Here is a 24,675-nt window from a genome sequence, read left to right on the forward strand (position 1 = left end):
GGGGCAAGCGAGCGAAGCGAAGCGCCAGATCAAGCTACCGCCGAGCCCGGGTCCCCCGGGCGACCGCGGGCGCCCCCCTCGGGGGGGCAGGAGCAAAGCGACGTGGGGTTCCTCACCCGCAGGCCAATCGCGGATGTAAGCCTTCAACATCCGGTTCTCGAAGTCCTGGCTGTCCACGACGGCCTTGGCCACGTCGTAGAACGAGATCACGCCCATGAGCGTGCGCTGGGTCAGCACCGGCATGTAGCGGGCATGGCGCTCGAGCATCATGCGGCGCACTTCGTCGATCTCGGTGTCGGGGGTGCAGGTGAGCGGGTGGTCGTCCATCACGCCGCGCACGGTGGATGCACCGACGTTGCCGCCGTTGCCCACCACCGCCACGATGACTTCACGGAACGTGAGCATGCCGATCAGGTCGCCGTGGTCCATCACGACCAGCGAACCGATATCGCGTTCAGCCATGGTCTTGAGCGCATCGGCCAGCGACTGCTCCGGTGACACGGTGAACAGCGTGCCGCCTTTGACACGCAGGATATCGGCGACTTTCATGGTGGCTCTCCTTGGGGCTCTGACAGGTTCGGATCAATATAGCCCGAAACCCGGGCGGGCAACACCCCTTGCAACCTCGGGATGGTATCCGCGCGGGAGGGGATTCCCGGATGCGACGCGGATCAGTCCGCCCCTTCGCTCAGGATGTCCCGCAGCAGGATCCGGTCGAGACCCGCCTGCTGCCAGAACCCCGTCACCGTGGCCGACTGCCCCAGCAGCACGTGCGAGAACAGCGGCTCGGCCAGCGTGCGGGCCGGGTCGCACAACAGGACGTAGCGGGCCATGCCCGCCTCGTCGAGCCGGCCCACCCAGTCCAGCCCCACCAGCGTGTCGAGCAGCGGCTCGATCTGCAGTGGATCGGTGCGCAGCGTCTCGGACAGCTGGGCGGCGCCCACGCCGTGCTGGTCGCCGCCACGCGCCGCCGCCAGCTCGCGCAACACCGACAGCGCCAGTTCGAACCGGTACCCCGGCACCTCGGCGCGGCGCACCACGCGCATTTGCAGGCTCGGCGCGTACGCGGTGACCACCGCGCCCAGCAGCACGATCACCCAGCCGAGGTAGATCCAGATCAGCAGGATCGGCACCGTGGCAAACGCGCCGTAGATGTTGGCAAAGCTCGGCACGTTGCTGAGGTACAGCGCAAGGCCCTTCTTGGCGGCCTCGAATCCGACGGACACGAACAGGCCACCGAACAGCGCATGGCGCCATCGGACGTGGGTGTTGGGCACGTAGTGGAACAGCCCCGCCATGGCCGCGGCCAGCAGGAAGAACTCGAGCACGTTGAGCAGCACCGAGACCCCGCCGGGCATCGCGCCGACAAACCCTTTCGACGCCGAGATCGCGTACGACGTCATGGACAAGCTCACACCCAGCAGCAGCGGCCCGAGCGTCACGCAAGCCCAGTACACCAGCACCCGCTGGGCAATGGGGCGGGGCTTGGGCACGCGCCAGATGGCGTTCAGGGCGCGGTCGATCGTCAACATCAGCGCCACCGCGGTGAACACGAGCAACACGAGCCCGAAGGTGCCGAGGCGGTTGGCCTTGGTGGCGAACTGCGTCAGCGCGCCGAGCACCGGGCGCGCGATGTTGTCGGGCACGAGGCTCTGCAGGAAGTACTTCTGCAGCGAGTCCTGGAACTTCGCGAACATCGGGAACGCCGTGAACAGCGCGAGCATCACGGTGACGAGTGGCACCAGCGAGATCAGCGTGGTGAAGGTCAGGCTGCTGGCCGTCACCCCGAGGCGGTCCTCGCGAAATCGCTGGCGCAGCGTGTGCAGGGTCTCGAGCCAGGGCCACTGCTGGAGCTCGACCAGTCCCTGGGACAGCTGCGCCTGCCAACTGGCCTTGAGGGAAGTAGGAACGTTCATTGGTGGCATCATAGCCAGCGATGAACCATGTCTCTGTTGTCGATTGGACCCGCCGCCTCGCCGTCGGGAGCCTGCTGGGCCTGATCGTGCTCGGCCTGTTGTGGGAACTCTGGCTGGCCCCGCTGCACCCGGGGGGCTCCTGGCTGGCACTGAAGGTCCTGCCCCTGGCGTGGCCGCTCGCCGGCCTGCTGAAAAAACGCATGTACACCTACCGCTGGGTGAGCCTGATGATCTGGCTCTATTTCACCGAAGGTGTCGTCCGCGCCGCCAGCGACCCCAACCGCACCAGCGCCGCACTGGCTGGCGTCGAGGTGTTGCTCTGCGTGGTGCTCTTCGTCGCCTGTGCCTTGCACGTGCGCTGGCGCCTGAAACATTCGCCGCGGGTCGAGGCCGCGGCAGCCCCGATGGAATCCGCCCCATGACCACCCTCCTCCTCGAAGCCCTCACCGCCGCCGTCGGCGCCACCCATGTGCTGACCGACGGCGACCTCGCCGGCTGGGAACAGGACTGGCGCAAGCGCTACCGCGGCAAGGCCCTGGCCGTCGTGCGTCCGGGCAACACCGCCGAAGTGGCTGCCGTCGTGCGGGCCTGCGCAGCCCACGGTGCCAGCCTCGTGCCCCAGGGGGGCAACACCGGCCTCGTGGGCGGTTCGGTGCCCGACAGTTCCGGCACGCAGGTGCTGCTGAGCCTGTCGCGCCTGAACCGCATGCGCGGCCTCGATGCGGCGAACCTCACGCTCACCGTCGAGGCCGGCTGCATCCTGCAGACCGTGCAAGAGACGGCCGAAGCGGCTGGCCTCCTCTTTCCGCTGAGCCTCGCGGCCGAAGGCAGCTGCACCATCGGCGGCAACCTGGCCAGCAATGCCGGCGGCACCCAGGTGCTGCGGTACGGCAACGCGCGCGAACTGTGCCTCGGCCTCGAGGTGGTCACCGCCCAGGGCGAGGTATGGGACGGCCTCGCCGGCCTGCGCAAGGACAACACCGGCTACGACCTCCGTGACCTGTACATCGGCAGCGAAGGCACGCTCGGCATCATCACGGCCGCCACGCTGAAGCTGTACCCGGCCCCCGCAGCGGTGATGACGGCACTGGCCACCGTGCCGTCCATGGACCAGGCCGTGGCGCTGCTGCAACTGGCCCAGGCGCGGCTCGGCCCGGGGCTCACCGGGTTCGAGGTGATGAACGGGTTTTCGCTGGGGCTCGTGCGCAAGCATTTCCCGCAGCTGCGCCAGCCGCTGCCGCCGTCGGACTGGACGGTGCTGCTGGAGCAGTCCGACACCGAAGGCGAGGCCCACGCCCGCGCCCTCTTCGAGGGGTTGCTGGAAGCCGCACTCGAGGCCGGCACCATCACCGACGCCGCCGTGGCGGAAAGCCTCGACCAGTCGCACACGATGTGGCACCTGCGGGAATCCATCCCGCTCGCCCAGGCCGAGGAAGGCCTGAACATCAAGCACGACATCTCGCTGCCCGTCTCCAGCATTCCCGCATTCGTGGCCGAAACGGACGCCCTGCTGTCGGCCCGCTGGCCCGGACTGCGTCTGGTGAACTTCGGCCACCTCGGTGACGGCAACCTCCACTACAACGTGCAAGCGCCCGAGGGCCAGGAGGCAGCCGAATTCCTGCGCGACCACGAACACGCCGTGAACGCCGTCGTGTACGACGCGGTGGGCGCACACGGCGGCTCGTTCTCGGCCGAACACGGCATCGGGGCGCTCAAGCGGGACGACCTGGCCCAGCGCAAGTCGCCGGTGGCGCTGCAGCTGATGCGGGCGGTCAAGCAGGCGCTGGACCCGGCCGGGCTGATGAACCCGGGACGGATGCTGTAAGGCGACCTACTGGAGGGGGCCGTTGGAGGACTCGGGGAGCGCGATGGCCAGCACGTCGATGCCCTCTTCCTGCAGCGCCTGCCGGTCTTCCGGCGTGGCGCGGCCCCGGATGGCGCGTTCCTCGGCTTCGCCGTAGTGCATGCGGCGCGCCTCTTCCGCGAACCGCTCACCCACGTCATCGGTGTGGGCCAGCACATGCTGCACCGCACGCATCCAGAGGTTCTGCATCGTCACGGCCTCGGGCGACACCGGTTGGGCGCCATCGTGGCCGGACGGTTCCGCCAAGTCGCGGGCGCGCGACATGCTGATGCGGGGCGCGCTGGGCAGCTTCGACACCGCGGTGTTGTTGCAGAGGGGGCAAGCCACCAGCCCGCGTTCCAGTTGGGACTGGAAATCGCCTTCCGAGCCGAACCAACCTTCGAAGGTGTGGTCGTGAGCGCAGCGCAGGTTGAGGACTTTCATGCCGCGATTATCGGCAAATACGACCTCAAGGTACGCGGTGCCAGTCCAATTCCCAACGGCCAGACTGCCAATTCTGCAACCACAGCAGCCCCGTCAGCGTCTTGGCGTCGGTCAGGTCGCCCCTCCGGGACTGTTCGAGCAGCTCGTCCGTGGTGGCCGCACCCACTTCCAGGAACTCGCCTTCGTCGAGCCGGCGGGTCCCGGCGGTGAGGCCGCGCGCGAACCACACCTCGATGCCTTCGTTGGAATACGCGATGGCGTTGTGCAGGATGCCAGCGCGGGCCCACTCGGCCGCGGTGTAACCCGTTTCCTCGACCAGCTCGCGGATGGCGCAAGCCATGGCCGGCTCGCCCGGATCCAGCTTGCCCGCCGGGAACTCGATCATCACGCGGCCCATGGGGTAGCGGAACTGCCGCTCGATCACGACCCGGCCATCATCCAGCAGCGGCACGATCATCACCGCCCCCGGGTGCAGCACCCATTCACGCGTGGCGTGCCGGCCGTCGGGCAAGCGCACGGTGTCGCGCCGGATGTCGAGGAAATTGCCCTGGTAGACCTGCTCGGTCGACACCCGGTGCTCGACCAGGTGGGCGTCGGTGTCGGCAGGCGTGGGGGTGTGGGAAGGCATGGGGGGACTCAGGAACGTCGGAGGTAACGCCAGACGAACCCGGGGAACGCCAGCGTCAGGAAGAGGAACACCATGGCAGCATAGAACTCCCAGCCCTGCGGCTGGCCCTGGCCAAGGCGGGATTCCAGCCACCGCCCGAGGCCGATGGTCAGGCCACACGCCACGAACAACTCCACCAGCCGGAGCGCCCAGTGCTTGCGCTGCGCCAGCCGGGGACCCACGATGCCCAGCCGTTCATTGACGAACGGCAGGTTCGCGGCCACCACGGCCACGAGCAGCACGAGCCAGACGGCGGCCTGCCCGCTCATGGGTAATCCTCAGTCTCTCAGCTCTTGAGCGCGTTCAGCACGGCCCCGGCGCACAGCTCCATCAAGCCACCCGGCACGAGGCCGAAGGCCAGCGCAGCCAGGCCGTTCACGGCCAGCACGGCGCGCACGTCGAACGTGGCGGCGATGGGGGCGGTGTCGGTGGGTTCGTCGAAGTACATGACCTTGACCAGGCGCAGGTAGTAGTACGCCCCCACCAGCGACAGCACCACCGCGATCACGGCCAGCACGATGTACGAGGTTTCGTTCGTGGTGACGATGGCCTGCAGCACCGACAGCTTCGCGAAGAAGCCCACGGTGGGCGGAATGCCGGCGAGCGAGAACATGAACACGGCCATCACGGCGGCAAAGAAGGGGCTGCGCTTGGCCAGGCCCTTGAAATCGTCGATCTGGTCAGCCTCGAACCCCTGGCGCGACAGCAGCATCACCATGCCGAAGGTGCCGAGCGTGGTGAACACGTAGGTGACGATGTAGAACAGCGCCGAGCCATAGCCGTTGGGCGCCGACAGCGTGTTGTTGGCGATCACCGTGGGCGCGAACCCGAGCAGCATGAACCCGATGTTGCTGATGGTGGAGTACGCCAGCATCCGCTTCAGGTTGCTCTGCGCGATGGCCACCACGTTGCCGATGAACATCGACCCCACCGACAGCACCACGATCATCTGCTGCCAGTCGACCGCGAGACCCAGCAGGCCTTCCACCAGCAGGCGGAACGTCATCGCGAACGCGGCCAGCTTGGGCGCGCCGGCGATCAGCAGCGTCACGGCCGTGGGGGCGCCGTGGTACACGTCGGGCACCCACATGTGGAACGGCACCGCACCCAGCTTGAAGGCCACGCCCGACACCACGAACACGAGGCCCAGGGCCAGCACGGCCTGGTTGATCTGGCCGGCCACGATGGCCTCGAACACACGCGGGATCTCGAGCGACCCGGTGGCGCCGTACATCATCGACAGGCCGTACAGGAGGAAACCGCTGGCGAGCGCCCCCAGCACGAAGTACTTCATGGCCGCTTCGGTGGCCGCCGCGTGGTCGCGGCGCAGCGCGGTCAATGCGTACAGCGACAGCGACATCAGCTCGAGGCCGAGGTACATCACGAGGAAGTTGTTGGCCGACAGCATCACGCTGATGCCCAGCAGCGAGAACAGGCTCAGCGTGAACAGCTCACCCTTGAGCATCTCGCGTTCGGCGGCATACGGCCGTGCATACACGAGCGAGATCATCACGGCCAGCGCGGAGAAGAACCCCAGCAGGTGGCCGAGCGAATCGCTCACCACCATGCCCTGCATCGCGTAGATGGCATCGGCGTCGATGTAGGCGTAGTGCATGGCGGCCACGACGGCGAGCGTGAGCTGCGTCAGCCAGTACGTGGGGGTGCGGCGCGGGCTCTTGACCCACAGGTCGACCATGGACACCACGAGGGCCATGGTCAGCAGCACGAGCTCGGGGTAGATCGCCAACCAGTTCATGTCATTCATTGTTTCGTTCCCGAGGTCCGATCAGTTCAGCTTCGAGACGGCCACGTGGCGGAGCAGTTCGTTGACGCTGACGTGCATCACATCGGTGAAGGGCTTCGGATACACACCCATGTACAACGTTGCCACCGCGAGCACGGCCAGCATCAGGAACTCGCGGGCGTTGATGTCGGTCAGCCCACGCACGTCGTCGTTGACGACCGAGCCGAAGTACACGCGCTTGATCATCCACAGCGTGTAGGCGGCGCCGAAGATCAGCGCGGTGGCCGACAGCGCGCCCAGCCAGAAGTTCACCTTCACGGTGCCAAGGATCACCATCCACTCGCCCACGAAGCCAGCGGTGGCCGGCAGGCCGCAGTTGGCCATGCCGAAGAACACGGCGAACGCGGTGAACTTGGGCATGGTGTTGACCACGCCGCCGTAGCTGGCGATCTCACGCGAGTGCACGCGGTCGTACAGCACGCCGATGCACAGGAACATGGCACCCGACACGAAGCCGTGCGACACCATCTGCACCAGCGCACCCGACACGCCGAGTTCGTTGAACAGGAAAAAGCCGAGGGTGACGAAACCCATGTGCGCCACCGATGAGTAGGCGACGAGCTTTTTCATGTCCTGCTGCACGAGGGCCACGAGGCCCACGTAGATCACGGCGATCAGCGACAGCGCGATGATGAACCAGGCGTACTCGTGGCTGGCATCGGGGGCGATGGGCAGCGAGAACCGCAGGAAACCGTAGCCGCCGAGCTTCAGCATGATGGCCGCCAGCACCACCGAACCGCCGGTGGGCGCTTCCACGTGGGCGTCGGGCAACCACGTGTGCACCGGCCACATCGGCACCTTGACCGCAAACGCCGCGAAAAACGCGAAGAACAGCAGGGTCTGCGCCGGCAACGACAGCGGCAGCGTGTGCCACGTCAGGATCTCGAAGCTGCTGCCCGACTTGTAGTACAGGTAGATCAGCGCCACCAGCATCAGCAGCGAGCCGGCCAGCGTGTAGAGGAAGAACTTGAAGGCCGCGTACACCCGGCGCGGGCCACCCCACACGCCGATGATGATGTACATCGGGATCAGCGTGGCCTCGAAGAACACATAGAACAGCAGGCCGTCGAGCGCGGAGAACACGCCGATCATCAGGCCCGACAGGATCAGGAACGCGCCCATGTACTGGTTCACGCGGTCGGTGATGACCTCCCACGCGGAGATCACCACGATCACGTTGATGAACGCAGTGAGCAGCACGAACCACACCGAGATGCCGTCGACGCCGAGGTGGTAGTGCGCCTTGAAGCGTTCGATCCAGAACTGCTTGTCCGGGTTGGCCGAGTTCTCGACGAACTGCATGGCCGCCGTGGTGAGGTCGAACCCGGTGTAGAGCGGGATCGTGACGAGGAAACTGACGATGGCCGCGGCCAGCGCGAACCAGCGCACCGCGCCCGCGTAGCGGTCACGGCCGAAAGCCAGGAGGAGCACGCCGGAGAAGACCGGCAGCCAGATGGCGAGACTCAACAAACCCATGTTCTTGTTCTCCGTGACCGCTTATCTGCCCAGCGGGTTGCTGAGGTAGGGCCACAACTGCCAGGTCATCAGGCCCACGACACCGAGGATCATGACCAGCGCATACCAGTAGAGGTAACCCGTCTGCACGAGACGCACCACCGAGGCCAGGCCGCCAACGAGGCGGGCCGAACCGTTGACGAGGGCGCCGTCGATCAACGCCGCATCCCCACCCTTCCACAGGCCACGGCCCAGCAGGCGGGCGCCGGCGGCGAGCACGTTTTCGTTGAACCAGTCGAAGTAGTACTTGTTCTCGAGGATGCGGTTGATGAAACCGGTGCGGGCCTTGATGGCCGCCGGGATCTCGGGCTTGACCATGTAGAAGAAGTACGCGGACGCGACACCGGCCAGCGCGAGCCACAGCGGTGCGGTGCTCAGGCTGTGCAGCGCCATCGCGAGCGCGCCGTGGAACTCTTCGCCGAGTTCCTTCATGGCCGGGTGCAACTCGTGGTTGATGAAGATGGCGTCCTTGAAGAAGTCGCCGTACAGCATGGGCTGGATGGTCATGTAGCCGATCACCACCGAGGGGATGGCCAGCAGCACGAGCGGCAGCGTGACGACCCACTTGGACTCGTGCGGCGTGTGCGCGTGGTGGTGGTCACCGTGGCCGCCATGGTCATCATCGTGGTGGTCGTGTTCGCCCGGGAACGGCTTGTGGTGGAAGTGTTCCTTGCCGTGGAAGACGAGGAAGTACATCCGGAACGAATAGAAGGCGGTCACGAAAACACCGGCCAGCACCGCGAAGTTCGCGAAACCGGCGGCCGGCAGGTGGCTCAGGTGCACGGCCTCGATGATGCTGTCCTTCGAATAGAAGCCCGAGAACAGCGGCGTGCCGATCAGCGCGAGCGAGCCCAGCAGCGACGTGATCCAGGTGATGGGCATGTACTTGCGCAGGCCGCCCATGTTGCGGATGTCCTGGTCGTGGTGCATGCCGATGATGACCGAACCGGCGCCGAGGAACAGCAGCGCCTTGAAGAACGCATGCGTCATCAGGTGGAACACGGCCACCGAGTAGGCCGACGCGCCGAGGGCCACGGTCATGTAACCGAGCTGCGAGAGCGTCGAGTACGCCACCACCCGCTTGATGTCGTTCTGGATGATGCCCAGGAAGCCCATGAACAGCGCGGTGATGGCGCCGATCACCATCACGAAGTTCAGCGCCGTGTCGGACAACTCGAACAGCGGCGACATGCGCGCCACCATGAAGATGCCGGCCGTCACCATCGTGGCGGCGTGGATCAGTGCCGAGATGGGCGTGGGGCCTTCCATCGAGTCCGGCAGCCACACGTGCAGCGGGAACTGGGCGCTCTTGCCCATCGCGCCGATGAAGAGGCAGATGCAGATAACGGTGATGAGCAGCCAGTCGGTGCCCGGGAACCCGAGCTTGGCGAGGTCACCCGCCTTGGCGAACACCTCGGTGTAGCTCAGCGTGTCGCCGTAGGCCACGATCAGGCCGATGCCGAGGATGAAGCCGAAGTCGCCCACCCGGTTCACGATGAAAGCCTTCATGTTCGCGAAGATGGCCGAGGGTTTCGTGTACCAGAAACCGATCAGCAGGTACGACACGAGGCCCACCGCTTCCCAGCCGAAGAACAGCTGCAGCAGATTGTTGCTCATCACGAGCATCAGCATCGAGAACGTGAACAGCGAGATGTACGAGAAGAAGCGCTGGTAACCGGCGTCCTCTTCCATGTAGCCGATGGTGTAGATGTGCACCATCAGCGACACGAACGTCACCACGCACATCATCATGGCCGTGAGGCCGTCCACCATGAAGCCCACTTCCATCTTCAGGTTGCCCAGCACCATCCATTCGTACACGGTGGCGTTGAAGCGCGCGCCGTCGGCGATCACGTCCTTCAGCACCATGGCCGACAGGATGAAGGCGATGGCCACGCCCAGGATGGTGGCGATGTGCGAGCCGCGGCGGCCCACCGCCTTGCCGAAGAAGCCGGCGATCACGGCGCCGGCGAGCGGTGCCAGCGGCACCGCGAGCAACAGGTTCTGCGAGAGTTGTGCAGACATCGATCAGCCCTTCAACTCGTCGAGTTCGTCGACATTGATGGTGGCGCGGTTGCGGAACAGCACGACCAGGATGGCGAGGCCGATGGCCGACTCGGCGGCGGCCACGGTCAGGATGAAGAACACGAACACCTGGCCGGCCATGCGGTCGGCGACCACCGGGAGGTAGTGCGAGAACGCGATGAAGTTCAGGTTCACCGCCAGCAGCATCAGCTCGATGCACATCAGCAGCACGATGAGGTTCTTGCGGTTCAGGAAGATCCCGATCACCGACAAGGCGAACAGGATGGCGCCCACGGACAGGAAATGCCCGAGGGTGATGGGGCCCAACGCGAGACTGGTCATTTGGTTTCTCCCGCGGCCGGCTGGTCGCCGGCGGGTGCGGCAGGCGCTTCCACCACGGCGTCCATCTTGACCATGCGCAGGCGGTCACGCGCCTTCACACGCACCTGGTCGGACGGGTTCATCGACTTGGTGTCGCGGCGCGGGCGCAGCGTCAGCGCGATGGCGGCGATGATGGCGACCAGCAGCAGCACGGCGGCGAGCTGCAGCGGGTACAGGTACTGGGTGTAGATCTCGATGCCGAGCAGCTTCGTGTTGCCTTGTGCCACTTCAGCGGCCGTGGCCTGCGGTGCCTCGCTGAGGCGGAAGCCGCCCAGCAGCACCGCGGCCATCTCGAGCGCGATCACCACGCCCACGAGGCCCGCGAGCGGGAAGTGCTTCCAGAAACCGGCACGCAGCCCGTCGACGTTGATGTCGAGCATCATCACGACGAACAGGAACAGCACCATCACGGCGCCGACGTAGACGAGCACGAGCGAGATGGCGAGGAACTCGGCCTGCAGCAGCATCCACACGCACGCGGCGGAGGCAAAGGCCAGCACGAGGAACAGCGCCGCATGCACCGGGCTGCGGGCCGTGATCACACGGAACGCAGCGCCCAGCAGCACGGCAGAGAAAACGTAGAAAAGCGCAGTGGTCATGTCCATGGGGTTCGAAGGCGCCTGGCCGCCCTGACCGGGTGGCCTGATCCGCCGACCTGTCGGTCAGCGGTAGCGGGCGTCAGCCTCCTTGTTGGCGGCGATCTCGGCCTCGTAGCGGTCACCCACCGCGAGGAGCATGTCCTTCGTGAAATACAGGTCGCCGCGCTTTTCGCCGTGGTACTCGAACACGTGCGTCTCGACGATGGAGTCGACCGGGCAGCTTTCTTCGCAGAAGCCGCAGAAGATGCACTTCGTGAGGTCGATGTCGTAGCGCGTGGTGCGGCGCGAACCGTCGTCGCGCACTTCCGATTCGATGGTGATGGCCATCGCCGGGCACACGGCTTCGCACAGCTTGCAGGCGATGCAGCGCTCTTCGCCGTTTTCATAGCGGCGCAGGGCGTGCAGGCCTCGGAAGCGCGGGCTCAGCGGTGTCTTTTCCTCGGGGAATTGCACCGTGATGTTGCGCGAGAAGAAATGCCGGCCGGTCAGGGCCAGGCCCTTGAACAGCTCGATGAGAAGGAAACTCGAGAAGAGATCCTTGATGGAGGCAACGGCAGCCATGGGGAGCTCACTTCCAGATGTTGTACGGCGACTGGATCCAGAGACCCACCACCAGCAGCCACACCAGCGTGACCGGAATGAAGATCTTCCAACCCAGACGCATGATCTGGTCGTAGCGGTAGCGCGGGAACGAGGCGCGCACCCACAGGAAGACGGTCACGACGACGAAGGTCTTGAGGCCGAGCCAGATCCAGCCCGGGATCCAGTTGAACGGCGCAAAATCGAACGGTGACAACCAGCCGCCCAGGAACAGCGTGGCGGTGATGATCGACACCAGGATCATGTTGGCGTACTCGGCCAGGAAGAACATGGCGAAGGCCATGCCCGAGTACTCGATCATGTGGCCGGCCACGATTTCCGATTCACCTTCCACCACGTCGAACGGATGGCGGTTGGTTTCGGCGAGGCCCGAGATGAAGAAGACAACGAAGATGGGCAGCAGCGGCAGCCAGTTCCACGACAGGAACCCGAGGCCCATGCTGGCAAACTGGCCGCGGCCTTGCTGCAGCACGATCTCGCTCATGTTCAGCGTGCCCGAGACCATCAGCACCACGACCATGCAGAAGCCCATGGCGATCTCGTAGCTCACCATCTGGGCCGAAGCACGCAGCGCGCCCAGGAAGGCGTACTTCGAGTTCGATGCCCAGCCGGCGATGATCACGCCGTACACCTCGACGGACGTGATGGCCAGCAGCAGCAGCAGGCCGGCGTTGACGTTGGCCAGCACCACGTCGGGGCCGAACGGCACCACGGCCCAGGCGGCCAGCGCCGGCATGATGGTCATCACGGGGCCCAGCAGGAACAGGCTCTTGTTCGCTGCCGTGGGCATGATGATCTCCTTGAAGATCAGCTTGACCGCGTCGGCGATGGGGGTCAGCAGGCCCATGGGGCCCACGCGGTTCGGGCCCGGACGGATCTGCGTCCAGCCAATGGCCTTGCGTTCCCACAGCGTGAGGTAGGCCACGCAGAGCATCAGCGGTGCCACCACCGCGATGATCTTGATCAGCGTCCAGACGACCGGCCAGAACCCACCGAGCGTCGCGCTGCCAAAAGAGGTGATCGTGTCGAGCATGTCGGGGTGGTCCTCAGGCTTTCTCGACGGTGATCGGGCCGAACATCGCACCCAGGCCGGCGGTGGCCGGGTGGCCTGCCGGTACACGCACGGCGTTGACGGCCAGCGTGGGGTCGAGCTGCGCGGTCAGCACGGCGATGGCCTCACCCTGCGACAGGCGCACGGCGGAGGTGCCATTCAGGCCCAGTTCGGCCCACAGCGATGACGACAGGCCGGCGACCGGCGGACGCGCGTCCTTCGTGAGCTGCAACGACGTGGCGCGGCGAACCATCGAATCGGTGGCGTAGATCATCACGTCGGACACACGCTCGAGCGCCGTGGTGGCCGCTGCGGGCTTTGCCACGGCCGAGGTCTTGTTGCTCAGGCGGGCCGGCACGGCCGACACATCGCCCAACGCTTCGGCTCGCACTTCTTCCGAGGTTTCCTGCGCGAACCCTTCCAGGCCCATCAGGTTGCCGAGCACACGCAGCACCTTCCAGGCCGGACGCGCGTCGCCCAGGGGTTTGACGACGCCGTGGAAGCTCTGCACACGGCCTTCGGCATTGACGAACGTGCCCGAGGTTTCGGTGAACGGGGCGATGGGCAGCAGCACGTCGGCCACGTCGAGCGCGGCGTTCTTGAATGGCGTGAGTGCCACCACCAGTGCCGCGCCTTGCAGGCCACGCACGGCGGCTGCCGGGTTGGCCGCGTCGAACGCGGGTTCGGTGTTCAGCAGCACGCACGCCTTGAGCGAACCGGTGAGCATCTGCTGGGCGTTCAGGCCGCCCTGCCCCGGCAGCACGTTGACGAGCTGCGCACCCACGGTGTTGGCCGCTTCGGTCAGGTAACCCACGCTGGCACCGGTCTGTTCGCCGATCCAGTTGGCCAGCGACAGCAAGCCGCTTGCCTGCGGGTGTTGTGCGGCAGCGTTGCCCAGCAGCACGGCCTTGCGTTCGCCCGACAGCAGCGACACGGCTACCGCCTTGGCGGCATCGGTCACGTTGGCGCTCAGGGGGGCGGATGCGCCCTTCTCGGCGGCCACGGCGGCGGCGATCTCGGCGAGCGTCTGCACCCAGCCGCTCGGGGCCACGGTCAGCGTGCTGGCAACGGGCATCAGCCAGTCGTCCTGCACGGCGTGCAGGCTGTGCACCTTGGCGCCCTTGCGGGTGGCCTGGCGCAGGCGGGAGGCGAACAGCGGGTGGTCCTTGCGCAGGAACGAGCCCACGACCAGCACACGCTGCAGGTTCGACAGCGACGCGATGGACGTGCCGAGCCAGCGCACGCCTTCCGGCGCGGTGAAGTCGGCATGGCGCACGCGGTGGTCGATGTTCTGGCTGCCTAGGCCACGCACGAGCTTGGCCAGCAGGTGGAGTTCTTCCACCGTGCTGTGGGCCGAGCCAATGGCACCGAGGCTTTGCGCACCGTGCTGCTGCTTGATTTCGGTCAGGCTGCGCGAGACGTACTCGAGCGCGGTGGTCCAGTCGGTGGTTTGCCACTCACCGTTCTGCTTGACCATCGGCTGCGTCAGCCGGTCGTCGCTGTTGATCGATTCGTACGAGAAGCGGTCGCGGTCGGCGATCCAGCATTCGTTGACGTCTTCGTTCTCGAGCGGCACCACGCGCATCACACGGTTCGACTTGACCTGGACGATCAGGTTGGCACCGGTGCTGTCGTGCGGGCTCACGCTCTTGCGGCGCGACAGTTCCCAGGTGCGGGCGCTGTAGCGGAACGGCTTGCTGGTCAACGCGCCCACCGGGCAGATGTCGATCATGTTGCCGGAGAGTTCGGAGTCGATCGTGTCACCGGCCACCGTGGTGATCTCGGAGTGCTCGCCGCGGTGGATCATGCCGAGTTCCATCTGGCCGGCCACTTCCTGGCCGAACCGGACGCAACGCGTGCAATGGATGCAGCGGCTCATCTCTTCCATCGAGATCAGCGGGCCCACGTCCTTGTGGAACACCACGCGCTTTTCTTCGCTGTAGCGCGAGGCCGAGGCACCGTAGCCCACGGCCAGATCCTGGAGCTGGCATTCGCCGCCCTGGTCGCAGATGGGGCAGTCGAGCGGGTGGTTGATCAGCAGGAATTCCATCACGCCCTGCTGGGCCTTCAGTGCCTTCTCGCTCTTGGTGCGGACGATCATGCCCTGCGTGACGGGCGTGGCGCAGGCCGGCATGGGCTTCGGCGACTTTTCGACGTCGACCAGGCACATGCGGCAGTTGGCCGCGATGGACAGCTTCTTGTGGTAGCAGAAATGCGGGATGTAGGTGCCGGCCTTGTCGGCGGCATGCATCACCATGCTGCCCTCCAACACCTCCACCTTCTTGCCGTCGAGTTCGATTTCGATCATGTCGTTTGTCGCCTTGCGGGTCCGCTCAGACGTAAGCGGGAACCGTGGACGTCTTGTGCTCGATCAGGTGCACGAATTCGTCGCGGAAGTGTTTGATCATGGCGCGCACCGGCATCGCCGCGGCGTCGCCCAGCGCGCAGATGGTGCGGCCCTGGATGTTGTCGGCCACCGAGTTCAGCAGGTCGATGTCTTCCAGGCGGCCCTGGCCGTTCGCGATGCGGTCCACCATGCGGTACAGCCAGCCCGTGCCTTCGCGGCACGGCGTGCACTGGCCGCAGCTTTCGTGCATGTAGAAGTACGACAGGCGCAGCAGGCTTTGCACCATGCAACGGGAGTCGTCCATCACGATGACGGCGCCCGACCCCAGCATGGAGCCGGCCTTGGCGATGGAATCGTAGTCCATCGTCAGGTCCATCATGATGCCGCCGGGCAGCACCGGTGACGACGAGCCGCCGGGGATCACGGCCTTGAGCTTGCGGCCCTTGCGCACGCCGCCGGCGAGTTCGAGCAGCTTGGAAAACGGCGTGCCGAGCGGGATCTCGAAGTTGCCGGGTTGCTCCACGTCACCCACCACCGAGAAGATCTTCGTGCCACCGTTGTTGGGCTTGCCGATCTCGAGGTACGGCTGGCCGCCGTTGCGGATGATCCACGGCACCGCGGCGAACGTCTCGGTGTTGTTGATCGTGGTGGGCTTGCCGTACAAGCCGTAGCTGGCCGGGAACGGCGGCTTGAAGCGGGGCTGGCCCTTCTTGCCTTCGAGCGATTCGAGCAGCGCGGTCTCTTCACCGCAGATGTATGCGCCGAAGCCGTGGGCGCCGTGCAGCTGGAAGCTGAACGCGGAGCCGAGGATCTTGTCACCCAGGAACCCCGCGGCGCGGGCCTCCTCGAGCGCAGCCTCGAAGCGCTCGTACACCTCGAAGATCTCGCCGTGGATGTAGTTGTAGCCCACGTTGATGCCCATCGCGAAGGCGGCAATGGCCATGCCTTCGATGACGATGTGCGGGTTGTACATCAGGATGTCGCGGTCCTTGCACGTGCCCGGCTCCCCTTCGTCGGAGTTGCAGACGAGGAACTTCTGGCCCGGGAACTGGCGGGGCATGAAGCTCCACTTCAGGCCCGTGGGGAACCCGGCGCCGCCGCGGCCGCGCAGGCCCGACGACTTCACTTCCGCGATGACCTGGTCAGGGGTCATGGGTTCGCCGCCGTTGCCGCCGGTGAGGATCTTGCGCAGGGCCTGGTAGCCGCCGCGGGCTTCGTAGTCCTTGATGGACCAGTTCTTGCCGTCGAGGTCGGCGTAGATCTGCGCGCCGATGTGGCGGCCGTGGAAGCAGGTTTCGAGGCCCTTGGCCTGGAACTTGGAGAGGTCGAGCTGGGGTTGCATCTCGGGGCCCTCGGTCACTTGATCGCCGCGCGCAGCGTGTCGACGAGTTCGTCGAGGCGCTCGGGGGTCATGAAGCTGCACATCTGGCGGTCGTTGACGAGCATCACCGGCGCGTCGGCGCACGCACCGAGGCATTCGCTCTTCTGCACGGTGAACAGGCCGTCGGCGGTGGTGCCACCCTGCTCCACACCCAGCTTCTCGCAGAGGTGGTTCAGGGCCTTCTGGCCATCACGCAGCTGGCACGGCAGGTTCGCGCAGACGTTCAGCTTGAACGTGCCACGCGGCGCCTGGTTGTACATGTTGTAGAACGTGGTGACCTCGTGCACCGCGATCGGCGGCATGCCCAGCACATCGGCAATCTGCCGCTCGGCTTCGGCGGACACGTGGCCCTGCTCCTGCTGGACGATGGCGAGGCAGGCCATCACGGCCGACTGACGCTGGTCGGCCGGGTACTTCGCGACTTCGCGGGCGAAACGTGCCAGCGTTGCTGCCGAGGGGGTGGCGTCGGTTGAGCTCATCGGGGTATTACCTGTCAATCTCGCCGAACACGATGTCCATGGTGCCGATGACCGCCACGGCGTCGGCAATCATGTGACCCCGTGACATTTCATCCATGGCCGCGAGGTGGGCAAAACCGGGCGGGCGGATCTTCAGGCGATAGGGTTTGTTGGCGCCGTCACTGACGATGTAGATGCCGAACTCGCCCTTCGGGTGTTCGACCGCGGCATAGACCTCGCCTTCCGGCACGCGGAAGCCTTCGGTGAACAGCTTGAAGTGGTGGATCAGCTCTTCCATGCTGGACTTCATGTCCACGCGCGACGGCGGCGCCACCTTGTGGTTGTCGGTGATGACCGGACCAGGGTTCGCACGCAGCCAGGTCACGCACTGCTGGATGATGCGGTTCGACTCGCGCATCTCGGCGATGCGCACGAGGTAGCGGTCGTAGGTGTCGCCGTTGGTGCCCACCGGCACGTCGAAGTCGACGTGCGCGTAGGCGTCGTACGGCTGCTTCTTGCGCAGGTCCCAGGCGATGCCCGAGCCGCGCAGCATGGGGCCGCTGAAGCCCAGGTTCAGGGCACGCTCGGGCGTGACCACGCCGATGCCCACGGTGCGCTGCTTCCAGATGCGGTTCTCGGTGAGCAGCGTTTCGTAGTCGTCGACGTTTTTCGGGAAGCGGCGGCAGAAGTCCTCGATGAAGTCGAGGAGCGAGCCTTGCCGGTTCTCGTTGAGTGCGTTGATGGCCTTCGCGTTGCGGATCTTCGAGGCCTTGTACTGCGGCATCTCCTCGGGCAGGTCGCGGTACACGCCGCCCGGCCGGAAGTAGGCCGCGTGCATGCGCGCACCCGACACCGCCTCGTACATGTCGAACAGGTCTTCCCGCTCGCGGAAGCAGTAGATCAGCACGTTCATGGCGCCGCAGTCGAGGCCGTGCGCGCCGAGCCACATCAGGTGGTTCAGCAGCCGGGTGATCTCGGCGAACATGACGCGGATGTACTGCGCGCGCAGCGGCACGTCGATGCCCATCAGCTTCTCGATGGCCATGCAGTACGCCTGCTCGTTGGACATCATCGACACGTAGTCGAGGCGGTCCATGTACGGCAGGCTCTGGATGTACGTCTTGCTTTCGGCCAGCTTTTCGGTGGCGCGGTGCAGCAGGCCGATGTGCGGGTCGGCACGCTGGATCACTTCGCCGTCGAGTTCGAGCACGAGGCGCAACACCCCGTGCGCGGCGGGGTGCTGGGGACCGAAGTTCAGCGTGTAGTTCTTGATCTCAGCCATTAATGCAGACCACCGTAGTTGTCTTCACGGATGATGCGGGGGGTGATTTCGCGCGGCTCGATCGTGACCGGTTGGTAGATCACGCGCTTCTGCTCCGCGTCGTAGCGCATCTCGACGTGGCCGGACGTGGGGAAATCCTTGCGGAACGGGTGGCCGATGAAACCGTAGTCGGTGAGGATGCGGCGCAGGTCCTCGTGCCCGTCGAACAGGATGCCGTACAGGTCGAACGCCTCGCGCTCGAACCAGTTGGCCGAGTTCCAGACGGGCGTGACGGACGCCACCGACGGCAGGTCGTCTTCCGGGCAGAACACCTTCAGGCGAAGGCGCCAGTTGTTCGTGATGGACAGCAGGTGGGAGACGGCGCAGAAGCGCAGGCCATCCCAGGGCTGGTCCTTGTAGCTGGAGTAGTCGACACCGCAGAGGTCGAGCAGCTGCTCGAACTTGAGCGAGGGGTGATCGCGCAACAACTGCGCGGTGGCGAGGTAGTCGGCCGCCTTGACGGTCAGCGTCAGTTCACCGCGATCGAGCACCAGGGCTTTGATCGACGGACCGAGTTCGGCCTCCAGGAGGGCCTTCAACGTTTCGATTTTGCTCATCGCTGCAGGTCCTCAACGAGCAATGGTGTTTTCGCGGCGGATCTTTGCCTGCAGTTGCAGGATGCCGTAGAGCAGCGCCTCGGCCGTGGGCGGACAGCCCGGCACGTAGACGTCCACCGGCACGATGCGATCGCAGCCGCGCACGACGGAGTAGCTGTAGTGGTAGTACCCGCCGCCGTTGGCGCACGAGCCCATGGAGAGCACCCAGCGGGGCTCGGCCATCTGGTCGTAGACCTTGCGCAGCGCGGGTGCCATCTTGTTGCACAGCGTGCCGGCGACGATCATCAGGTCGCTCTGGCGCGGGCTGGGCCTGAACAACATGCCGAAGCGGTCGATGTCGTAGCGGGCCGCACCCGCGTGCATCATTTCGACGGCACAGCAAGCAAGACCGAACGTCATGGGCCACAGCGAGCCGGTCTTGGACCAGTTGATCACCGTGTCCAGGCTGGTGGTGACAAAACCCTCTTTGAGTACGCCTTCGATGCCCATACTGCTACCCCTTGATCATTCCCAGTCCAATGCGCCCTTTTTCCACTCGTAGGCAAAACCTACGACGAGGACACCCAGGAACACCATCATGGCCCAGAAGCCGACGGCACCGATTTCCTTCAGCGAAACTGCCCACGGGAAGAGGAAGGCAATTTCCAGGTCGAACAGGATGAACAGGATGGCGACGAGGTAATACCGCACATCGAATTTCATCCGGGCGTCTTCGAACGCCTCGAACCCACATTCATACGGAGAGTTTTTTGCCGTGTCGGGGCGACGCGGGCCGAGCAGGAAACCCAGCACCTGGGGCGCCACACCGACCGCCACGCCGACCAGGATGAACAGGATGACGGGCAGGTAGGGAGCCAGGTTCATGGTGGGCCTGCTTCAGGTCTTCTTAAGGACAAAGACGGAGCGCACATCAGCGCGCTCCGTCGAAAGATCTGGTGCCGACGGCGAGACTCGAACTCGCACAGCTTTCGCCACTACCCCCTCAAGATAGCGTGTCTACCAATTTCACCACGTCGGCGGTGCACTTTTCATAGTGTTCGGATCGCTTGAGGTTTGCTCACCGAACAGCCACTTATTCTAACCTGATTCCCTTGATTTTCACAGGGGTACGCTGCGTTGCAGCACACCAATTTAGGAGGACATTCTGTCCACCCCTTCCAAGACCTCTTACTTCGTGGTGGAAGCTGCCGATGCGGCAGCTTCAGGCGCACTGGCCTGCACCACCGGAGCGGGCACCGCCGCGCCCGATGCCGGCGCCTGCATGGCACTCGGGATCTGCACCGGCGCGCTGGCGGCCGGGCCGGCAGCACGGTCGAGCACGCTGTCGCTCGTGGCGGGGGTGCCGCGGGACGAGCTGGAGAAGTACACCAGGGCCAGCGTGCAGCAGAAGAAGACCGCGGCCGCAATGGCCGTGGAGCGCGACAGGAAGTTCGCGCTGCCCGTGGCGCCGAAGAGGCTGCCCGACGAACCACTGCCGAACGACGCCCCCATGTCGGCGCCCTTGCCGTGCTGGATGAGCACCAGGCCGATCATCACCAGGGCCGACAACATCTGGACGGCCAGCACCACGTTCAACAGCATTTGCATTTTCTTTTAGCTCCGGAAGATTCTGAGGGCAAGGAACGGCGGCGATCAGCCGGCCGCCTTGCAGATGGCGGCGAAATCCGCCGCCTTGAGTGACGCGCCGCCGATCAGGCCGCCGTCGATGTCAGCCTGGCCGAGCAGCTGCACCGCGTTGTCGGGCTTCATGCTGCCCCCGTAGAGGATCAGCATCTCGTCCGACTTGGTGGTGGCCGCATGCAGTTGCGCGCGCAGCAGCGCGTGCACGGCCTGGGCCTGCTCCGGCGAGGCGGTCTTGCCGGTGCCGATGGCCCACACGGGCTCGTAGGCCACCACGACCTGCGAGATGCAGTGGCCAAGCGTGTGGATGACCGCCGACAACTGGCGCTTGACCACATGGTCCGTTTCACCGGCCTCGCGTTCGGCCAGCGTTTCGCCCACGCAGACGATGGGGGTGAGCTTGTGGGCCAGCGCCGCCTTGGCCTTGTCGGCCACCAGCTGGTCGGACTCGCCGTGCAGCGCGCGGCGCTCCGAGTGGCCCACGATCACGAAATGGCAACCGAACTCGGCCAGCATGGACGCCGACACCTCGCCGGTGAACGCACCCGACTCGTGGGCCGAGCAATCCTGGGCACCCCACTGGATGCGGCTGCCCTGCAGCGACAGGGCCACGTCGCCCAGGTACGGGAACGGCGAGCACACCGCCACCGCGGCATCCCACGGCCCGGCGGCATTGAGGCCGGCCAGCAGTTCGGCGTTGGCCGCACGGCTGCCGTTCATCTTCCAATTGCCCACCACGAGCTTGCGACGCATCGTCATCTTCCTTGTTCGGGTTCGGTCAGGTTCACCAGGTGAGAACCAGCTTGCCGATGTGCTGGTTCGATTCCATCAGCGCGTGCGACTGGCCGGCATCGGCCGCGGCGAACGTCTGGTGGATCACAGGCTTGATGCGGCCCGCCTCGAGCCAGGGCCACACGGTTTGGCGCAACGACGCGGCAATGGCCGCCTTGAAGGCCAACGGACGCGGCCGCAGCGTGGAACCGGTGATCACCAGGCGACGGCGCAGCACGAGGCCCGCGTCGATCTTGGCGTCCACCCCACCCTGCACCGCGATGATCACGATGCGGCCATCCTCGGCCAGGCACTGGATCTCGCGCGCCACGTAGTCGCCCGCCACCATGTCGAGCACGACGTCGACGCCGCGCCCTTCGGTGATGCGCTTGGCCTCGGCCACGAAATCGTGCGTGCGGTAGTTGATGGCGTGGTCGGCACCCAGGTCGGCACACGCGCGGCACTTGTCGTCGCTGCCCGCGGTGGCGATCACCGTGGCGCCCCACGCCTTGGCAAGCTGGATGGCCGTGACACCGATGCCGCTCGTGCCGCCCTGCACCAGGAACACCTCACCCGGCTGCAGGCGCGCGCGGTCGAACACGTTCGACCACACCGTGAAAAACGTTTCCGGCAGGCTGGCCGCCTCGATGTCGCTGAAGCCTTGCGGCACCGGCAGGCACTGGCCCACCGGCGCGACACACAGTTCGGCATACCCGCCACCGGCCACCAGCGCGCAAACGCGGTCGCCCGCCTTCAGGCCGGCAGCGGCCATCGCCGCGGCGTCACCACCCACGATGACACCCGCCACCTCGAGGCCCGGCAGGTCGGACGCACCCGGGGGCACCGGGTAGAAGCCCTTGCGCTGCAGGACATCGGGGCGGTTCACGCCCGACGCCGCCACACGGATCAACACCTCGCCTGCGCCCGGAACGGGGTCCGGGCGGTCGGCCAGGCGGAGCACCTCAGGCGCCCCGTACGTGGAGATCTCGATGGCTTTCATGGCGTCAGGGCCTTTGGCCGATCACTCGCCAGCGGGTTGCTGGTCGCGCTCGATCAGCGCCTTCATCGACAGCTTGATGCGGCCCTTTTCGTCGGTCTCGAGCACCTTGACCTTGACGATCTGGCCTTCCTTCAGGAAGTCGGTGACCTTCTCCACGCGCTGGTGGGCGATCTGGCTGATGTGCAGCAGACCGTCCTTGCCCGGGAGCAGGTTCACGAGCGCGCCGAACTCGAGCAGCTTCGTGATGGGGCCTTCGTAGACCTTGCCCACTTCCACTTCGGCGGTGATCTCTTCGATGCGCTTCTTGGCGTACGCGGCCTTGTCGGCGTCGGCCGAGGCGATGGTGATGGTGCCGTCTTCGCCGATGTCGATCGTGGTGCCGGTTTCTTCGGTCAGCGCACGGATGGTGGCGCCGCCCTTGCCGATCACGTCACGGATCTTTTCCGGGTTGATCTTCATCGTGTACAGGCGCGGCGCGAACTGCGAGACCTCGGTCTTCGCTTCGCCCAGGGCGCTCGTCATCTCGCCGAGGATGTGCAGGCGGGCTTCCTTGGCCTGCGCCAGCGCGACCTGCATGATTTCCTTCGTGATGCCCTGGATCTTGATGTCCATCTGCAGCGCGGTGATGCCGGCGGTGGTGCCTGCCACCTTGAAGTCCATGTCGCCGAGGTGATCTTCGTCACCCAGGATGTCGGTCAGCACGGCGAAGCGGTTGCCGTCCTTGATCAGGCCCATGGCGATGCCGGCGACGTGCGCCTTCAGCGGCACGCCAGCGTCCATCAGTGCGAGGCAGCCGCCGCACACCGAGGCCATCGACGACGAACCGTTCGATTCGGTGATTTCCGACACGACACGCATCGAGTACGGGAACTCGGTGCGGTCCGGCAGCACGGCGACGAGCGCGCGCTTGGCCAGGCGGCCGTGGCCGATTTCGCGGCGCTTCGGCGTGCCCACGCGGCCGGTTTCGCCGGTGGCGAACGGAGGCATGTTGTAGTGCAGCATGAAGTGTTCGCTGAACTCGCCGGCGAGGGCGTCGATCTTCTGCGAATCACGGTCGGTGCCGAGCGTGGCAGCCACCAGCGCCTGCGTTTCACCACGGGTGAACAGCGCCGAGCCGTGCACGCGCGGCAGCACGCCGTTGCGGATCTCGATCTGGCGCACGGTGCGGGTGTCGCGGCCGTCGATGCGCGGCTCGCCCGACAGGATCTGGCTGCGCACGATGCGGGCTTCGATGTCGAACAGCACGTTGTCGACCTTGACCTTGTCGAACGCGATGGCGTCGGCGGTCAGGGCAGCCACCACGCCAGCGGTGACTTCACGCGTGGCTTGCGTGCGGGCTTGCTTGGAACGGATCTGGTAGGCGGCGCGGAGCTTCTCTTCGGCCAGCGCGGTGACCTGGCCGATGAAGGCCTCGTCCTTGGCGGGCGGCTGCCAGTCCCAGGCCGGCTTGCCGGCGTCGCGCACGAGTTCGTTGATGGCCGCGATGGCGATGTTGCCTTGCTGGTGGCCGAACACCACGCCGCCGAGCATCACTTCTTCGCTCAGTTGCCGTGCTTCGGATTCCACCATCAGCACGGCGGCTTCGGTGCCGGCGACGACGAGGTCCATCGTCGAGTCGAGCAGCTGGGTCTTGCCCGGGTTCAGCACGTACTCGCCGTTGATGTAGCCCACGCGTGCAGCGCCGATGGGGCCGTTGAACGGGATGCCGGAGATGGCGAGCGCAGCGCTGGAGCCGATCAGGGCGGCGATGTCGGCCGAGACCTCGGGGTTCAGCGACAGCACGTGGATGACGACCTGGACTTCGTTGTAGAAGCCTTCAGGGAACAGCGGGCGCAGCGGGCGGTCGATCAGGCGCGACGTGAGCGTCTCGAGTTCGCTCGGGCGGCCTTCGCGCTTGAAGAAGCTGCCGGGGATCTTGCCGGCGGCGTAGGTCTTCTCGATGTAGTCGACGGTCAGCGGGAAGAAGTCTTGCCCCGGCTTCGGGTTCTTGGCACCGACCACGGTGGCCAGGATCACGGTGTCTTCGATGTCGACCAGCACGGCGCCGCCAGATTGGCGCGCGATCTCACCGGTTTCGAGCGTGACTTTGTGTTGACCCCATTGGAAGGTCTTGGTGACTTTGTTGAACATGCTCATGTGTCTCTCCTCAGTGTGCGACGCCTGGAGGGTGGCGCCTCGACCCTGGAGTTGCAGCATCCTGGCGCGATGCCATTCCATGAGCGCTCGGTGCGGAAGCGCATCGAACGCTGGTGGAATGACACATCGTCATCGGTGGACGCCTGGACTCCAAAACAAAGAGCCTGTGCTGGCGATCCCAGACAGGCTCTTTTTGGAACTCATGAACCGGACAGATTCGCCGGAACTGCTCGCGACGT

Annotated in this window: 24 protein-coding genes, 1 tRNA gene and 1 pseudogene; 2 read left to right on the forward strand and 24 right to left on the reverse strand. The window is 65.7% G+C overall.

The features are described 5' to 3' along the window. Positions 1 to 108 precede the first annotated feature (108 nt). Positions 109 to 549, reverse strand: a pseudogene (locus ASC87_RS07400) (CBS domain-containing protein); the annotation flags it as partial. Positions 550 to 671: 122 nt separating this feature from the next. Next, on the reverse strand, positions 672 to 1,916 hold the full coding sequence (locus ASC87_RS07405; RefSeq protein WP_056659010.1) for a YihY family inner membrane protein: 1,245 nt from the start codon (positions 1,914 to 1,916) through the stop codon (positions 672 to 674). Positions 1,917 to 1,936: 20 nt separating this feature from the next. Between ASC87_RS07405 and ASC87_RS07410 the strand changes: the two genes are divergently transcribed. Both ASC87_RS07410 and ASC87_RS07415 read left to right on the forward strand, forming a co-directional pair. After that, a complete protein-coding gene (locus ASC87_RS07410; RefSeq protein WP_056659013.1) occupies positions 1,937 to 2,338 on the forward strand; it encodes a DUF2069 domain-containing protein in 402 nt (133 codons plus the stop codon). Further along, positions 2,335 to 3,741, forward strand: coding sequence for an FAD-binding oxidoreductase (locus ASC87_RS07415; protein ID WP_056659016.1), 1,407 nt, complete (start codon positions 2,335 to 2,337; stop codon positions 3,739 to 3,741). The genes ASC87_RS07410 and ASC87_RS07415 overlap by 4 nt, the downstream gene beginning before the upstream one ends. Before the next feature lie 6 nt (positions 3,742 to 3,747). On the opposite strand, the gene ASC87_RS07420 is transcribed toward ASC87_RS07415, so the two are convergent. The 22 genes from ASC87_RS07420 to pnp all read right to left on the reverse strand — a co-directional run bounded on the left by ASC87_RS07420 (position 3,748) and on the right by pnp (position 24,436). Continuing rightward, on the reverse strand, positions 3,748 to 4,203 hold the full coding sequence (locus ASC87_RS07420) for a DUF1178 family protein (protein WP_056659019.1): 456 nt from the start codon (positions 4,201 to 4,203) through the stop codon (positions 3,748 to 3,750). Between the two features lie 25 nt (positions 4,204 to 4,228). Continuing rightward, positions 4,229 to 4,831, reverse strand: a complete 603-nt coding sequence (locus ASC87_RS07425; RefSeq protein WP_056659022.1) for an NUDIX domain-containing protein — start codon at positions 4,829 to 4,831, stop codon at positions 4,229 to 4,231. An 8-nt stretch (positions 4,832 to 4,839) separates the two neighbouring features. Continuing rightward, positions 4,840 to 5,139 (reverse strand): DUF2818 family protein, encoded by a 300-nt coding sequence (locus ASC87_RS07430; RefSeq protein ID WP_056659025.1) that lies wholly within the window; start codon positions 5,137 to 5,139, stop codon positions 4,840 to 4,842. Positions 5,140 to 5,156: 17 nt separating this feature from the next. Then, entirely contained in the window at positions 5,157 to 6,635 is a 1,479-nt protein-coding gene (gene nuoN, locus ASC87_RS07435; protein ID WP_056659028.1) for an NADH-quinone oxidoreductase subunit NuoN, read from the reverse strand. 21 nt (positions 6,636 to 6,656) lie between these two features. Beyond that, positions 6,657 to 8,150: an NADH-quinone oxidoreductase subunit M gene (locus tag ASC87_RS07440; RefSeq protein ID WP_056659031.1), complete on the reverse strand. Its 1,494-nt coding sequence runs from the start codon at positions 8,148 to 8,150 to the stop codon at positions 6,657 to 6,659. 21 nt (positions 8,151 to 8,171) lie between these two features. Beyond that, the gene (gene nuoL / locus ASC87_RS07445; RefSeq protein ID WP_056659035.1) at positions 8,172 to 10,214 is read right to left on the reverse strand and encodes an NADH-quinone oxidoreductase subunit L; all 2,043 of its coding nucleotides are present in this window, start codon (positions 10,212 to 10,214) and stop codon (positions 8,172 to 8,174) included. 3 nt (positions 10,215 to 10,217) lie between these two features. Continuing rightward, positions 10,218 to 10,556 (reverse strand): NADH-quinone oxidoreductase subunit NuoK, encoded by a 339-nt coding sequence (nuoK, locus tag ASC87_RS07450; RefSeq protein ID WP_056659039.1) that lies wholly within the window; start codon positions 10,554 to 10,556, stop codon positions 10,218 to 10,220. Beyond that, positions 10,553 to 11,200, reverse strand: a complete 648-nt coding sequence (locus ASC87_RS07455; protein WP_056659042.1) for an NADH-quinone oxidoreductase subunit J — start codon at positions 11,198 to 11,200, stop codon at positions 10,553 to 10,555. The genes nuoK and ASC87_RS07455 overlap by 4 nt, the downstream gene beginning before the upstream one ends. Before the next feature lie 57 nt (positions 11,201 to 11,257). Then, positions 11,258 to 11,755 (reverse strand): NADH-quinone oxidoreductase subunit NuoI, encoded by a 498-nt coding sequence (nuoI, locus tag ASC87_RS07460; protein ID WP_056659047.1) that lies wholly within the window; start codon positions 11,753 to 11,755, stop codon positions 11,258 to 11,260. Positions 11,756 to 11,762: 7 nt separating this feature from the next. Beyond that, positions 11,763 to 12,827 (reverse strand): NADH-quinone oxidoreductase subunit NuoH, encoded by a 1,065-nt coding sequence (gene nuoH, locus ASC87_RS07465; RefSeq protein WP_056659050.1) that lies wholly within the window; start codon positions 12,825 to 12,827, stop codon positions 11,763 to 11,765. 13 nt (positions 12,828 to 12,840) lie between these two features. Further along, complete coding sequence (gene nuoG / locus ASC87_RS07470) at positions 12,841 to 15,153, reverse strand: NADH-quinone oxidoreductase subunit NuoG (protein WP_056659053.1); 2,313 nt, start codon at positions 15,151 to 15,153, stop codon at positions 12,841 to 12,843. A 25-nt stretch (positions 15,154 to 15,178) separates the two neighbouring features. Further along, on the reverse strand, positions 15,179 to 16,534 hold the full coding sequence (nuoF, locus tag ASC87_RS07475) for an NADH-quinone oxidoreductase subunit NuoF (protein WP_056659320.1): 1,356 nt from the start codon (positions 16,532 to 16,534) through the stop codon (positions 15,179 to 15,181). Between the two features lie 14 nt (positions 16,535 to 16,548). Next, complete coding sequence (nuoE, locus tag ASC87_RS07480) at positions 16,549 to 17,052, reverse strand: NAD(P)H-dependent oxidoreductase subunit E (RefSeq protein WP_056659056.1); 504 nt, start codon at positions 17,050 to 17,052, stop codon at positions 16,549 to 16,551. 7 nt (positions 17,053 to 17,059) lie between these two features. After that, positions 17,060 to 18,313, reverse strand: coding sequence for an NADH-quinone oxidoreductase subunit D (locus ASC87_RS07485; protein ID WP_056659060.1), 1,254 nt, complete (start codon positions 18,311 to 18,313; stop codon positions 17,060 to 17,062). Beyond that, positions 18,313 to 18,909, reverse strand: coding sequence for an NADH-quinone oxidoreductase subunit C (locus ASC87_RS07490; RefSeq protein ID WP_056659064.1), 597 nt, complete (start codon positions 18,907 to 18,909; stop codon positions 18,313 to 18,315). Before ASC87_RS07490 ends, ASC87_RS07485 begins: the two co-directional genes overlap by 1 nt. A gap of 12 nt (positions 18,910 to 18,921) precedes the next feature. Continuing rightward, positions 18,922 to 19,398: an NADH-quinone oxidoreductase subunit B family protein gene (locus ASC87_RS07495; RefSeq protein ID WP_056659068.1), complete on the reverse strand. Its 477-nt coding sequence runs from the start codon at positions 19,396 to 19,398 to the stop codon at positions 18,922 to 18,924. Positions 19,399 to 19,413: 15 nt separating this feature from the next. After that, positions 19,414 to 19,773 carry an NADH-quinone oxidoreductase subunit A gene (locus ASC87_RS07500; RefSeq protein ID WP_056659070.1) on the reverse strand — a complete coding sequence of 120 codons (360 nt, stop codon included), beginning with the start codon at positions 19,771 to 19,773 and terminating at the stop codon, positions 19,414 to 19,416. Positions 19,774 to 19,842: 69 nt separating this feature from the next. Then, positions 19,843 to 19,927: transfer RNA gene (locus ASC87_RS07505), tRNA-Leu, on the reverse strand. A gap of 149 nt (positions 19,928 to 20,076) precedes the next feature. Then, on the reverse strand, positions 20,077 to 20,496 hold the full coding sequence (secG, locus tag ASC87_RS07510; RefSeq protein ID WP_056659073.1) for a preprotein translocase subunit SecG: 420 nt from the start codon (positions 20,494 to 20,496) through the stop codon (positions 20,077 to 20,079). Positions 20,497 to 20,541: 45 nt separating this feature from the next. After that, positions 20,542 to 21,282, reverse strand: a complete 741-nt coding sequence (tpiA, locus tag ASC87_RS07515; protein ID WP_056659076.1) for a triose-phosphate isomerase — start codon at positions 21,280 to 21,282, stop codon at positions 20,542 to 20,544. 31 nt (positions 21,283 to 21,313) lie between these two features. Continuing rightward, positions 21,314 to 22,300, reverse strand: coding sequence for an NAD(P)H-quinone oxidoreductase (locus ASC87_RS07520; protein ID WP_056659079.1), 987 nt, complete (start codon positions 22,298 to 22,300; stop codon positions 21,314 to 21,316). A gap of 21 nt (positions 22,301 to 22,321) precedes the next feature. After that, complete coding sequence (pnp, locus tag ASC87_RS07525) at positions 22,322 to 24,436, reverse strand: polyribonucleotide nucleotidyltransferase (RefSeq protein WP_056659082.1); 2,115 nt, start codon at positions 24,434 to 24,436, stop codon at positions 22,322 to 22,324. Positions 24,437 to 24,675: the final 239 nt, after the last annotated feature.

Origin of the sequence: Rhizobacter sp. Root1221 (assembly GCF_001425785.1) — a bacterium.
Taxonomy (GTDB): domain Bacteria; phylum Pseudomonadota; class Gammaproteobacteria; order Burkholderiales; family Burkholderiaceae_C; genus Rhizobacter.